The organism is Pseudomonas sp. AL 58 (assembly GCF_036348395.1).
GTDB classification, from domain to species: domain Bacteria; phylum Pseudomonadota; class Gammaproteobacteria; order Pseudomonadales; family Pseudomonadaceae; genus Aquipseudomonas; species Aquipseudomonas defluvii.
In genome coordinates, this window is the sequence record NZ_JAZBQR010000027.1 from 1 (window position 1) to 13,213 (window position 13,213).

Consider the following 13,213-nt stretch of genomic DNA (forward strand, 5'->3'; position numbering starts at 1 on the left):
GATGGGCGGCGGCTGTACAAAACCCAGGCCGTTCCGGGGCCACATTTCAGTTTCGTGGGATTTCAGACAGAGCCTAGTAGATTATCTTCAGCTCTCAGCTACCAATAAGCTTAAACGACAAATTGACCGCTAAGAGCAAACCCTCCCCCAGCTTGGCTAGCCTGCTGGATGCCCCATGAGGAGGGCGGCTACCGTGCCATTTCAGGCCGCTACATCGTCGATGCCGGGGGGGGTATAGCCGCAGTTTCAGCGGCCGAGGAGGAGATCTTGGGCGGGCCCTTGGCGAAGAAAATCGTGCTTAGCCGGGATGGCTCGGTTCGCTCAGACACCAAACGATCGCGATGCCTCGGAGGCGGTATCTCGTTCAATTTCTTAATTAGCACGCTCCGATTTTTTAACTGACTGTTGCACTTGCTCCTTGAGGCCACCCAGTCGCGGTGGCCTGACAACCAAAATCCACATACTCTGCGACGCCAACGGGATACCGTTGCGCTTCCTCCTATCTGGCGGTCAAGCAAGTGACATCAGCTACGCCCAACCAATGTTGGACGAGGTCAGCATTCCATCGAGCCAACGTGGCCGCCCGCGTAAAAGCTATAAATGGTTGCTTGCCGACAAGGGCTATGACGCCGAAGCGCTACGCCGCTATTGCGACCAATATCGAATGCAGCACGTCATCCCGCTGCGCTCGATGAGGCGCAAGCCCAAGCCTGGCTTACCCAGACTGTTCGACCGGCCAAAATACCGACAGCGCAACATTATCGAGCGCATGTTTGGCTAGCTGAAAAATTTCAGAACATTTGATGTCTTTAAATCTTCGCGAAAGGTGGTGAGTATGGTATGTTTCTGCGGAATTTTAAGCATGCTGGCATCTTGGGTAGTAATTTCCAGGATTAGATACTTTCTGGCTGGTGCTCAGGGAAGAATTATTATGACTGCCTTCACTCCTCCTCTTATGCCTCCGCTTGTTGTCGACCTCGACGGCACCTTGCTGCGCTCTGATCTGCTGCTAGAAACAGGCATTGCTTTTGTCCGGCATAAGCCTTTGAGTTTATTCAAACCTTTCGGTTGGCTGGTCAAGGGTAAAGCTACTTTAAAAGAGGGGCTGGCGCATGCGACTGATATTGATGTCAGTGTTTTGCCTTACGACCAAAAAGTGATCGAGCTGATCGAAGCTGAGCGCCGTAATGGGCGTCATATTGTATTGGCGACGGCCAGTCATCAAATTTTAGCTTGTCGTATAGCTGAACATCTGCAACTGTTCGACCAGGTGCTTGCCAGCGATGGAGAGCGAAATCTATCTGCTCATCGTAAGCGTGATCTGTTGGTTGAGCGATACGGCGCAAAGGGCTTTGATTACGCAGGTAATTCTCATGACGACATGTCGGTATGGGCTTCCGCTCGATATGCTTACGTAGTCAATCCAGAATTGGGTGTTGAACGGCGAGCTCGGGCACAGGGTAATGTCGAACAGGCCATCCACTCTAACCCAGCGGGAATCAAGGATTGGCTGAAAGCATTGCGCTTGCATCAGTGGATGAAAAATATGCTGATCTTCGTGCCATTGTTGGCTGCGCATCAAATACTCAATACGGGTCTTCTTTGGCAGGGGGTTTTGGCTTTTCTGTTCTTCAGTTTGTGTGCTTCCAGCGTGTATGTTCTCAATGATTTGCTCGATCTGGCTGATGATCGCCATCACCACACCAAGTGCAATCGGGCATTTGCGGCAGGGCGTTTGTCGATTAAATCCGGGTTGATCGTGTTTCCCATGCTGTTGATCGCTGCTTTTAGTGGCGCAGCTTTACTATTGCCTTGGCAATTTGCCGGAGTGCTATTGGGGTACTACATACTGACGCTGGCCTATTCACTGTCATTGAAGCGGCAGATGGCGGTCGACGTGATAGCCCTGGCGATGCTCTACACGGTACGCATCATCGCCGGCGCAGTGGCGTTTGGGTTGGCGCTGACCTCCTGGATGCTGGCTTTTTCGATGTTCATGTTTCTCAGTCTGGCGCTGGTAAAACGTTATGCCGAACTGCGTGTTGCCCGGGAAAATGGGCGCAAGGAGAAAACACCAGGGCGTGGTTACTATCCTGAGGACTTGGAGATGATAGCTTCGCTGGGCGCAGCCTCTGGTTACCTGGCAGTGATGGTCTTGGCTTTATATATCCAGGACCATGCAACCCCTGAGCTATACACACAGCCTCAGATAATTTGGTTAGCGTGTCCCTTGCTATTATTTTGGATTACTCGAGTGTGGATGTTGGCTCATCGCGGGCTAATGCATGACGACCCCGTTGTCTTTGCCATTCGTGATCGTATCAGTGTCGCTGTGGGAGCTCTTTTCTGTCTGGTGTTTTGGGTGGCGGCATGAGTGGTCCGCTGTACTCTTGGGGGCGTTATCCAGCGGCCCCGCAGGATGGACATACGTGTGGCTGGCTGAGTGATATTGCAGCCTTGCGTGACCGTGTGGCCGCCGCACACGGTAGCACCCTGCCTTATGGAAACGGGCGCAGTTATGGCGACAGTTGCCTAGCGGCGAGCGATCAGGTACTGCATATGCGTACTTTGGATCGTTTCATCGAAGTTGATTGGCTACAGGGAACGGTGCTTGCGGAAGCAGGAGTGACTTTGGCCGAGATCTTAGCCGTCGCTATTCCGCGAGGCTGGTTTCTTTCAGTCACGCCGGGAACCCAGTTCGCCACCTTGGGCGGTGCTATTGCTAACGATGTCCATGGCAAAAACCATCACCTGCGCGGCACTTTCGGCAGTCATGTGCGGCGCTTTGGTTTGTTGCGCCACGGTGAAGAGTTGTTGGTGTGTGAGCCGACCAAGCATCCTGAGTTGTATGCTGCCACCCTTGGGGGGCTAGGCCTGACTGGAGTGATTGCTTGGGCGGAAATTCAGATGATCCCGATCCGGGCCAGTGAGATCGATAGTAGTGTCGTGCGCTTCGACAACCTGGCCGAGTTTTTCGCGTTGTCCGCCGAGTTGGATCACCGGCATGAGTACAGCGTGGCCTGGATTGACTGCCTGGCCAAAGGTACTCAAACGGGGCGTGGGGTATTCATCGTCGGTGATCATGCGCGTTACGGCGCGTTGGATATAGAAGAGCGCTTTAAGCTGAGGGTGCCGTTGACCCCTCCGTTTTCCCTGATCAACAACCTGTCTCTTCGTGCCTTTAATGAGGTGTACTGGCGTGTTCATCCCGTCGCTCGCACCCGCACGCGTAGCAGTTATGAGCAGTTTTTCTATCCATTGGATAGACTCCTGCACTGGAATCGTGTCTATGGCCGCAAGGGTTTTCAGCAATATCAGTGTGTGATCCCCGATGCTGTGGCTGAGGTGGCAGTGGGCGAGTTGTTGAGCACCATTGCGGAGTCCGTGCAAGGATCCTTCCTTGCGGTGCTCAAGCGCTGTGGCGATATAGCATCACCTGGATTGCTGTCCTTCCCGCTGCCGGGCACTTCGCTGGCCCTAGACTTCCCCCAGAAGGTTGCTTTAGTGCCACTTTTCGCTCGGCTGGATGCCATCGTGCGGGAAGCTGGTGGCCGCCTGTATCCGGCCAAAGATGCTCACATGAGCGGAAGTGACTTCCGTCAGGCCTACCCGGCCTGGGAACAACTGGAAGCCATGCGCGATCCCTCCCTGATGTCCCGCTTTTGGAAACGAGTCATTGCATGAAAAAAATTCTCATTATTGGTGCTACGTCTGCCATTGCTAAGGCCTGTGCAAGAGTATGGGCCGAGCAAAATGCAGAGTTTTTCCTGGTAGGTCGTAACAAAGAAAAGCTTGAGCAAACCGCTTGCGACTTGAAAGCTAGGGGGGCCAAGGCCGTTACTCTGTGCACTATGGATGCAACCGATTTTTCTGCGCATCCGGCGATGCTGGATAATTGCCTGACGGCCTTATTGCAGATTGATATTGCCTTAATCGCTCACGGTACGCTGCCTGATCAGGCGGCCTGCGAGGAGGATACTGCGGTAGCGCTCGAAGAGTTCTCCAACAACTGCACTTCGGTGATTGCTCTCCTGACCCAATTGGCCAATCAGCTCGAAGCTCAGCGTTATGGCACCATAGCCGTGATATCTTCGGTAGCGGGCGACCGTGGCCGAGCGTCTAACTATCTGTACGGCACCGCCAAGGCTGCTGTTTCGACGTTCTGCGAGGGACTGCGAGCTCGACTATTCAAAGTCGGCGTACATGTCATCACGATCAAACCTGGCTTTGTCGATACTCCTATGACTAAAGGCCTAGCATTGCCGGCGGCGTTGGTGGCTAAACCTGAGCAGGTGGCGCAGCGCATTGTTAAGGGTATCGAGCGAAAGGTTGCCAATCTCTATGCGCCGGGTTTCTGGGCGCTGATTATGCTGATTATCCGTATTATTCCACAGCCGATATTCAAGAGACTCAACCTGTGAGCGAATCTGTGTATCTTTCCGGTTGGCGATATAGGGCACTCATTCTCTCGGTCGTTTTCTCTGCATTGGGTTATCTGGGCTTTTCCCTGTGGGGCGGCTGGCAGGGCGTCAGCAATGCCATTGCCAAGGTTGGAATACTTGGCATCGCAGCTGCCCTGCTGATGTCTTTGATAAACTACGGTCTGCGCTTTCTGCGTTGGCAGAGATATCTCAAGTCCTTTGGACACGACATACCATGGAAGCCCAGCCTGCAAATGTATCTGGCAGGCTTTGCACTTACTACCACGCCCGGTAAGGCAGGAGAGGCATTACGTGGCGTACTGCTCAAGCCTTGGGGCGTGCATTACCCGCAGAGTTTTGCAGCCTTCTTCAGTGAAAGGTTGTCCGACCTATTTGCCGTAGTGTTGCTGACCCTGTTTGGCCTAACATCATATCCAGATGCCCGCCCAATGATTTTGGTTGGGGTCTTTTTAGTTTTGTTGGGTTTTGCAGTACTTTCGCAGAGTCGGTTAGTAGAGCTTCTCACGCACCTTGTACCTGAACGGGGAGGGAAATTGGTGGGATTTTTACGTCATCTGCTTAATGTGCTGTTGGAAGCACAGCGTTGTCACCAGCTAGGGATGCTGCTTGGAGCAACAATATTAAGTATTTCTGCGTGGAGCGTCGAAGCACTGGCTTTTTACTGGATATTGAACTGGATGGGCGCAGAGATATCCTTCGCCTTTGCTATATTTGTATACGCAATTGCCATGCTTGCCGGCGCGTTGAGTTTTATGCCTGGCGGGCTTGGTGGTGCGGAAGCAGTTATGGTTAGCCTGCTGATTCTGAAGGGCATGCCAAGTGCAGATGCTATCGCTGCCACGATATTAATTAGGCTGGCGACGCTGTGGTTTGCGGTAGGTATTGGAATATACGCCCTTGCAAATAATGTTAGCTTAAATAAAAAACAATTAATTTAGAATGGATGTTTTATGTGCCTTCAGAAAGAAAAGCCAGGGCCATCAATAGTCGCTTCTTCGTATCTGGCTGTGGCGGTTTTTTTTATCTATAATATTTATATTGCAACTATTTCGTTTTTGCAGTTTTCATTTTTCGATATATTTTTAACTGGCGTGTTATTTTTATTTGTTTTTATAGCGGTTGATGCGACTTTTTCGTCAGGGTCTTACTTGAAAATTAGAATACCATATCTTAAAGAGCTTGCCTTGGCTTCTGTCGCATTAGTTCTTATGATAATTTATTCAGACCCAAGTAGGAGTACGCTGCAACCTTATATAAAAACCTTTCCTTTGCTTGAGATTTCGAATGGGCTCGGATTTCATCAGGATACAGCCTATCATGTATCATTAATTCAAAGCATTATGAACTATGGGTATCCAAGCACTGCTCAACACGGTGTGCCTTTTAATATGTACCATGTGTTAAGCCATTACGCTGATGCGGCTATTCTGAAGATAAGCGGATTAAATCCATTTGATAGTTATGGCTTGATGTATAGGTTCAAAGTTTTTATTTTTGTATCGGCGGCGCTGCTACTTATTTCGAGGCTGCTTAAGGAAGGAGCGGCATTTTCATATATTTTAGCGGTTTTCCTTTTTATTCCTTTAGTTTTAGGAAGTTGGCACGGAGTTCTTTCTCATGGATTATGGGTGGCGAGTCTTGTTTTAATTTTGTCATATAGCTTTGTGCACAGCAAGATGAATATGTCAATTATTTCAAATAGAGATATTTTTTTAATATGGCTTGTTGTTGTCGTAATATCGCTAGCTAAAATATCGACGGGCTTTATGATGTCTGTATTTATAGGTTTCTTTCTATTTTTTAGGTTTCCTAGGCGGGTCGGGGTGTATGTATATGGTATGACCCTTCTTTTATTTTTCTACTTTTACGGAAAGCTGTTTGCGTTGGAAACAAGTTCCAGCATAATTTTCTCAAACGCTTCGCTTAAAGCTGCATATAATTTTTTTCTTCAGAAGAATATGTGGACTCCGTTATTGGTCTTCTTGTGCTTTGTAATGACCACTTGGTTGTTTATGTTTTTTTTATCAAGGAAAGCAAAGTATCTTTTTCTGTTTTTGTCGTGCGCTGGATCGGTCGTCGTATTGTATTTTGTTACTACTGTTCAGTCTGGCTTAAATTCTTCTGAGGTATGGTATTTTGTTTATGGGTTGTCGAGCGTTGTTTGTTTGTTTGTTTTCAGCTCTATTGTGGATTTTATAGATGAAGATTTGAGATTAATAAAGCTTAGTGAGTTTTCTTCGGGAGCTGCAGCTTCGGCCTTGCTGCTTGTTATAATTTTTTTTACATTAACCTCTTATCCAGTAAGAAGTTTTACTTTTTTAAGTGCGCGACCTAATATCCTATATGGTGTTATTTCATCATCGCTTCATGGCGACTTTTACTATACAGAGATAAATAAGAAGCTAAATAAGGATCAGGTGTTTTCGTCAGCGTTAAATACTGGTGACTTAAGAGAGAGATACAAAGCTCTTGCTGAAGGCGGGATCATGTTCAAACTCAACTTAATAGTTGAGAAAGCATTGGCAGACAATATGATATCAAGGCGCGATATGTATATGTACATTCCTAAAACTGTGTTTCAGGATCAAATAGCACCGCTAGGTGGTCCTGAATGGGCTGACGGTCTCATGGTTTATGCTATAACAGGTATTCCATTAGTTAATGGAGTGAAAGAAAAAAATAGAACATATGGCTTATCTGGATATCGTGAAGTTAGCTATAGAGTTAATAGAGGCGACTTTTCTTTGGGTGGCGAATTTTGTTTAAAAAATAATATTAAATATATTTTAATTGTTAATGATTTAAAAAAGCAAGATTACAATGTTGTTAGCTGCGTAAGTGTTTGATTTGACGCTTTGCATTAATCCAATTTGTTAGATAATTGCTTTCTTTCTGAGTTCTTTGAATTTTCATTCTCTCGTGATGTGGGAGATGTAGGTCAGCTTGTCTGATACGCACGGACTTCAACCAATGGCCAGAGTTGGGAGCAGCGTGAGCGCTCTATAAACCTTACATTCCAAGACGAAATCTGATACTCGAAGCTGTGCTCCCGAAATCTTTCTGGAGCCAGCAACATTATGCGACCCGATGCCAAAGTCGAAAAGGTCTACCGTATCCGATCCATGCACCCCACCTACCGCAGGGTGAGGCTCTGGTTTACCGTAGCATTTCCGGTGAGCAATTCCACGGCAACAACGCTTTGTAGTCGGCTACCGACTGCGCATATGGCAGTCTTTCCAGTACGTGGCGCAGCCACATATAGGGCTCCTGGCCGTTGACCTTGGCTATAGATCTGCGCACTGGCAGTGGCGCCCTTCGGCGTATCACTGAACAGCCAAGCTTTGCGTCCTATCACAAAGGGCTTTATCGCTCTCTCGGCGGAGTTATTGTCGATCGGTAAAAAACCAGGCTCAACATAACGCTCCAGTCGGCTCCAGTTGTTCGCCAGATAATTAACCGCCTTGCCCAGCACACTCTGCGGCGTCACCTGAGACTGTTTTGTCCAGCCAGCTTTTCAGTTGACCCAGAACCGGCAGGCTCTTCTCCTGACGGCCGATAAATCGCTGCTCGTCGCTGCCGTCTTTCAGCTCACGCTCGATGCTGTACAGCTTGTTGATCATCGTCAGCGCGATATCGGCACGCCCAGTCTTGCCCTTGGGTTGCACTTTCTGCGCCTCGACGAATTTACGTCGTAAGCGATCCATAAACCTCACCTTGCGGTAGGTGAGGTTTATGGATCGCTTACGGATCTTCACGCGGTTGCGCGGCTTGTTGAGGAACACGAAAAGTACTGGGTCGAACACAGCCACCTTGATGTCTAGTTCGACCAGGGCAGTCAGCCCATCAATGGATTTTCGGAAGTCGACGGGCTTGTGGTACAGATAGACTTTTTCAACTTTGGCGTCGGGTCGCATCATGGTGAGTGGGCTCCTGAGAGAATTGGGAGCACAGCATCGGGGATCTGGTAAGCGCTTTGAATGTGGGGTTCATGGAGCGCTTACGAAGAACTGGTTGTTCAGCGATACACCGAAAGGCGCGGTAACCAGCGCACAACTGTACAGCCTGGTTGAAACCGCCAAAGCCAACGGCCAAGAGCCCTATGCGTGGCTGCGCTACGCACTAGAGCAGCTGCCACTTGCTTCGACGGTTGGTGACTACGAAGCGCTGTTGCCGTGGAACTACAAGCCAGTAATGCCACGATAAACTGAGACCTCACCTAGCGGTAGGTGGGGTTTATGAATCACTTACGTTCCATGAGGTGTTTGCGACATCTCTTTTCGTACAGAGCCTAACGAAGCATTGCTACCGTGGCACTGCTCACCGAAACTGCCACGGCAACTCACCAACCCGCTCTGGGGTAGGTAGGGTTCATAAATTGCACACGGTGTACGGACAATGGCCCGCAGTTCCCACGTATTAAAAAGGCAGACACGCAATGCGCCTGCCTCAAAGCTACTAATTCAACGCCCTGGCTTGATCAGCGTCTTTAGGCCGCATCGGCACCGCCAACAAAATCGCCACTGGCAACCAGAACAACGTCCAGTAGTCACCAGGTCGAGTAAAGATCCGCTCAACGTCCGTCAGCATGGCGATAAGCGCAAAGACCAGTGCAGGAAATGCAAGGCGCACCCAATAGTTGCTGCGCAGTTTCCACGCTTTATGGACCAACCCCAGTAGACCCGCGCCTAGCAACGCAAGCGAGACGATACCGCTATCGTAGACCTGCTGGAGGTACAAGCTATGGGCATGAGGGGAAACTTGAACACCATCAGGCCAGCGATACTCGAAAGGTGTGCCCAGCCCGTGCCCAACGGCCCAGTGATCTGACATGACTTTAAAATAGTAAACCCAAATAGGCCCACGCCCAGACAGCTGCTTTTCCTGAAATTCAATGACCAACTGTGGCCAAAACTTGATGACCAGTGCAAGCACAAGCACTGTGCCGATCCCCAGCAACCACCAACCGAGCCTGGAGTTTTGTAAAATGACGACAGCCACAATACCACCCAGCAGGGCAAACCATGCCCCCCTGGTATAGGTCAACAATACATAGAGGCTCAACAGCATGAAGATAGCGAGCCAAAACAGCACTGACTTGAACACAGTGCGCTTATCCAATGCCACACCGAGCGCCCAAATAGCAATTGCGCCATGGAAAATACCGGCCACTACAGGCCAGCCGTAATTGGCAAAATTGCCGATACCCGAGCGATCTATACGATAAGCACGATAGGCTAATGGTTTATCCAGAATGCCAAACTGATAAACAATACTGACAAGGGCACCTACAGCCACCATGACCACCCCTGCCAACAACGCTTTTTTCAGAAAGGCCTCATTGTAGGACATTAATAAGTAGATCGCTTGAAGATACAGGGCAATCAACAACCCTCGCTTCGCAAGCGAGAACGCATCTTTTTCAGACCCTGTTGCCCATAGTGCACTCAAGCCGACCCAAAACAGAAAAAAAATCCACGGAATGTAGTGAGCCGACGGTAAAAATTTACTCCGAATAATCAACTTGTAAAAAACAAAAATCAGCGCCGGCAAAAGTAGCCATATATATACTTGAGCATTCCTCGCGCTACCGGACTGAATCCAAACCTTACCACTTAACTGAATAAACAAACCAATAGCCAGCATCCAGATCAAAACGAGCTGCCAGCTTCGGCCTCTAGAGCAGTCACCCCGTAATACTTCTACTCCATTCATAGCCACCACTACTTCCCCAAGCAAAATCAAAATGCGTTTTTATTAATGAAGCCTTTAAAAACAGTTAGAAAAATTATTTTAAGGTCAATCCAAAGCGACCAGTTATCGATGTACCAGAGATCGTACTCGACACGCTTTTGCATTTTTTCAAGCGTATCAGTCTCCCCGCGGTAGCCGCTGACCTGAGCCCAGCCGGTAATACCTGGCTTGACCTTATGCCGCTGCATGTAAGACTCGACCAAGTCCTTGTAGTACTCGTTATGCGCCAACGCATGAGGGCGAGGCCCAACAATCGACATACGCCCCTGGAGCACATTGAAAAACTGCGGCAATTCATCAAGGCTGGTACGTCGTAAAAACGCCCCGACTTTAGTCACACGCACATCGTTGCGCGTGGCTTGGGTAACGCCACCTTCGCTATGCACTACCATTGAGCGAAATTTGTACACTTTGAAATGTTTGCCGTTGATGCCCGTTCGATACTGTTTAAACAAAATCGGCCCCGGGGACGACACCTTGATTGCGACAGCTATCATCAGGCAAACCGGGAGTATCAAAAGGCTGATCAAGCCTCCGATGATCAAGTCCTCAAGGCGCTTGACCACCAACGCCGAACCATCCATCGGGCTGCAGCTAAGGTCCAATGAATACAAGCCAGCAATATGGCTCACCTTGTGGTTCAGCAAGCGGATATCACCCCATTCCGGAATGAAGCGAACCGCAACGGTGTGGTGGCGAAGAGCATACATGATGGAGCGAATGACGCCCCCTTCACTGAGCGGCAGGCACAGCCATACTTCATGCACACCTAACTCATCAACTTTGGCGACCAGGCTGTCCATCCAGTCGTCGTTTTGACTAAACGCAAGGTTTGCGGAAATACGAAAACCGTCCTCTTCCAAGGTGCGGCCACTGTTTAGCTGGCTGGCGGACTGCCCTCCAGAATCAACCAGCAGTACGCTCTTCAGGTTCAGCCCAGAGCCACGTATGCGGCGTAAAAACAAAAATACGGAAAGGCGCAGCAACAAACACAATGCGCCTCCCGAAAACAACATTACGCTGAACCAGATGCGAGAATAGTTATCTGAAACCTTCAGGAAAAACGTCAACGATAAAAGAATGCCTGCGGCAGACAGCCAGCAAACCACCAGCACACTGAGTTGACGCCAGAAGGACTGGCCTCGTTGCGAACCATAAACACCACCCAACGCCAAGCAGATCACGACCACAATGGCCGTAATCATCGTTGCGGTGTTGTAACGCCCCGTCATCTCAAAGTGCTGAAAACGGTAATGGAAGGCAAACAAGCCCGCCACCAAGACGATGAGCATGTCCGTCAACGCGACAAAAAAAGGAACGGGATAACGCTCTGCAAATGTTGGTTGATACCGATGAGTGACTTGCATGTCTTTGAACAGGCCCCAATCTCTATAAAACAATGGTTAGCGTGCCCTGCAGACATGCACTACGCCTGCAGTCGAAACACCTACCCTACTCAGCAACTCAGAGGAGCGAGCACAGGCCAGCCCCCTCGTACGTCACTATCAGTCATGCTTTATTTTTTGGCTTGACACGCCCGTACTTGTCTTCAAAGCGAACAATATCGTCCTCCCCCAGATACGTACCTGACTGCACCTCAATCAGCTCCAATGGAATAACGCCTGGGTTTTCCAAGGCGTGAACCTGGCCGATAGGGATGTAGGTGGACTGGTTCTCGGTGACCAGATAGGTTTTGTCGCCGTTGGTGACACTCGCTGTACCGCTCACGACGATCCAGTGCTCGGCACGGTGATGGTGCATCTGTAACGACAGCTTGGCTCCCGGTTTTACTGTGATACGTTTGACCTGGTAACGGTGCCCGCTATCAATTGAATCGTACACTCCCCAAGGCCGATACACTTCTCGGTGATTGGCATGCTCATGACGCTGATCCTGCTTGAGCTGTTCAACAATCTTTTTGACGTCTTGCACGTGCCCCTTGTGGGCAACCAGGACAGCATCCTTGGTCTCAACAATAACCAAGTCCTCGACCCCTACCGTCGTCACCAGGCGATGCTCGGCATGCACATAGCTATGACGAGTACCATGTTGGAGGACATCTCCCTTCAAGACATTCCCGTTGCAGTCCTTTTCGCTGACATCCCACAGTGCAGACCATGACCCGATGTCACTCCACCCAGCATCCAAAGGCACCATAGCGGCATCGGCCGTTTTTTCCATCACCGCATAATCGATCGAGTCGTCCGGGCACCAGCTAAAGGCATCTGCATCAATACGGGTGAAGTACAAATCCTGCTCGGCACCCGCCAATGCCTGACGGCACGCCTTGAGAATATCGGGTTGGAACGCCTCCAGCTCCGCCAGGTAGCGGCTGGCACGAAACATGAACATGCCACTGTTCCAAAAATAGTCCCCAGAAGCAACATAATGCTGGGCTGTGGGCAGGTCGGGCTTCTCAACGAAACGGTTAACCTTGAACCCTTCACTACCAAGCACTTCGCCCTTCTGGATGTAGCCATAACCGGTTTCAGGGTAGGCCGGTACGATGCCAAAGGTAACAAGCTTGCCTGCTTTGGCTAACACCATGGCAGCCTCAATACTGGCATGGAACGCAGGCACGTTCTGAATCAAGTGATCGGCAGCCAAAACCAGCAGCAACGGATCCTGACCTTCCTCTATGGCCTGTAATGCCGCCAAAGCAATGGCAGGTGCCGTATTACGCCCCATTGGCTCCAGCAGAATGTTGGCCTGCTCCAGGCCAATCTGACGTAGCTGCTCTGCTGCAAGAAACCGATGCTGCTCGTTGCAAATCAAGCGCGGCGCTTGGGCGTCCAGCCCCTGCAGGCGCTCAATCGTTGCCTGCAGCATGGACTGATTCTGGTCGACCATCGGCAAAAATTGCTTAGGGTTAAGTTGACGCGAAAGCGGCCAGAGACGCGAGCCGGAACCGCCAGCCATGATTACCGGAAGCAACATGTGTTTTTGTCCTTTGAAGTCGTACTACCAAAAAATTAATTCTGCATGCCGTGCAGCACGCCCAACACATTACAACAAGAAAG

At 49.9% G+C, this 13,213-nt stretch carries 8 protein-coding genes and 4 pseudogenes; 7 read left to right on the forward strand and 5 right to left on the reverse strand.

Annotated features, from left to right (window positions below):
- Positions 1–430: 430 nt before the first annotated feature.
- The 6 genes and pseudogenes from UIA24_RS21230 to UIA24_RS21255 all read left to right on the forward strand — a co-directional run.
- Positions 431–778: pseudogene (locus UIA24_RS21230) on the forward strand (transposase); the annotation flags it as partial.
- A 126-nt stretch (positions 779–904) separates the two neighbouring features.
- Positions 905–2,374 (forward strand): UbiA family prenyltransferase, encoded by a 1,470-nt coding sequence (locus tag UIA24_RS21235; RefSeq protein WP_442963061.1) that lies wholly within the window; start codon positions 905–907, stop codon positions 2,372–2,374.
- Positions 2,371–3,684, forward strand: a complete 1,314-nt coding sequence (locus UIA24_RS21240) for an FAD-binding oxidoreductase (protein ID WP_330523839.1) — start codon at positions 2,371–2,373, stop codon at positions 3,682–3,684. The genes UIA24_RS21235 and UIA24_RS21240 overlap by 4 nt, the downstream gene beginning before the upstream one ends.
- The gene (locus tag UIA24_RS21245; RefSeq protein ID WP_330523840.1) at positions 3,681–4,421 is read left to right on the forward strand and encodes an SDR family oxidoreductase; all 741 of its coding nucleotides are present in this window, start codon (positions 3,681–3,683) and stop codon (positions 4,419–4,421) included. Before UIA24_RS21240 ends, UIA24_RS21245 begins: the two co-directional genes overlap by 4 nt.
- Positions 4,418–5,380, forward strand: coding sequence for a lysylphosphatidylglycerol synthase transmembrane domain-containing protein (locus UIA24_RS21250; protein ID WP_330523841.1), 963 nt, complete (start codon positions 4,418–4,420; stop codon positions 5,378–5,380). Before UIA24_RS21245 ends, UIA24_RS21250 begins: the two co-directional genes overlap by 4 nt.
- A 12-nt stretch (positions 5,381–5,392) precedes the next feature.
- On the forward strand, positions 5,393–7,288 hold the full coding sequence (locus UIA24_RS21255; protein WP_330523842.1) for a hypothetical protein: 1,896 nt from the start codon (positions 5,393–5,395) through the stop codon (positions 7,286–7,288).
- 310 nt (positions 7,289–7,598) lie between these two features.
- Here UIA24_RS21255 and UIA24_RS21260 read toward each other — a convergent pair.
- Together UIA24_RS21260 and tnpB are read right to left on the reverse strand one after the other, a co-directional pair.
- A pseudogene (locus UIA24_RS21260) lies at positions 7,599–8,146 on the reverse strand (IS66 family transposase); the annotation flags it as partial.
- A 54-nt stretch (positions 8,147–8,200) separates the two neighbouring features.
- A pseudogene (gene tnpB, locus UIA24_RS21265) lies at positions 8,201–8,359 on the reverse strand (IS66 family insertion sequence element accessory protein TnpB); the annotation flags it as partial.
- A gap of 85 nt (positions 8,360–8,444) precedes the next feature.
- Here tnpB and UIA24_RS21270 point away from each other — a divergent pair.
- Positions 8,445–8,645, forward strand: a pseudogene (locus UIA24_RS21270) (transposase domain-containing protein); the annotation flags it as partial.
- Positions 8,646–8,897: 252 nt separating this feature from the next.
- On the opposite strand, the gene UIA24_RS21275 reads toward UIA24_RS21270, so the two are convergent.
- The 3 genes from UIA24_RS21275 to UIA24_RS21285 form a co-directional block, all read right to left on the reverse strand.
- A complete protein-coding gene (locus UIA24_RS21275; protein WP_330523843.1) occupies positions 8,898–10,154 on the reverse strand; it encodes an O-antigen ligase family protein in 1,257 nt (418 codons plus the stop codon).
- A gap of 26 nt (positions 10,155–10,180) precedes the next feature.
- Complete coding sequence (locus UIA24_RS21280) at positions 10,181–11,560, reverse strand: undecaprenyl-phosphate glucose phosphotransferase (protein ID WP_330523844.1); 1,380 nt, start codon at positions 11,558–11,560, stop codon at positions 10,181–10,183.
- A gap of 142 nt (positions 11,561–11,702) precedes the next feature.
- On the reverse strand, positions 11,703–13,130 hold the full coding sequence (locus tag UIA24_RS21285) for a mannose-1-phosphate guanylyltransferase/mannose-6-phosphate isomerase (RefSeq protein WP_330523845.1): 1,428 nt from the start codon (positions 13,128–13,130) through the stop codon (positions 11,703–11,705).
- Between the last annotated feature and the right edge of the window lie 83 nt (positions 13,131–13,213).

What these genes read in the sequence shown, in the direction of transcription:
- UIA24_RS21245 (WP_330523840.1), top strand. Translation starts at nt 3,681, where the DNA reads ATGAAAAAAATTCTCATTATTGGTGCTACGTCTGCCATTGCTAAGGCC.
- UIA24_RS21285 (WP_330523845.1), bottom strand. Translation starts at nt 13,130, where the DNA reads ATGTTGCTTCCGGTAATCATGGCTGGCGGTTCCGGCTCGCGTCTCTGG.
- UIA24_RS21275 (WP_330523843.1), bottom strand. Translation starts at nt 10,154, where the DNA reads ATGAATGGAGTAGAAGTATTACGGGGTGACTGCTCTAGAGGCCGAAGC.
- UIA24_RS21255 (WP_330523842.1), top strand. Translation starts at nt 5,393, where the DNA reads ATGTGCCTTCAGAAAGAAAAGCCAGGGCCATCAATAGTCGCTTCTTCG.
- UIA24_RS21280 (WP_330523844.1), bottom strand. Translation starts at nt 11,560, where the DNA reads ATGCAAGTCACTCATCGGTATCAACCAACATTTGCAGAGCGTTATCCC.
- UIA24_RS21240 (WP_330523839.1), top strand. Translation starts at nt 2,371, where the DNA reads ATGAGTGGTCCGCTGTACTCTTGGGGGCGTTATCCAGCGGCCCCGCAG.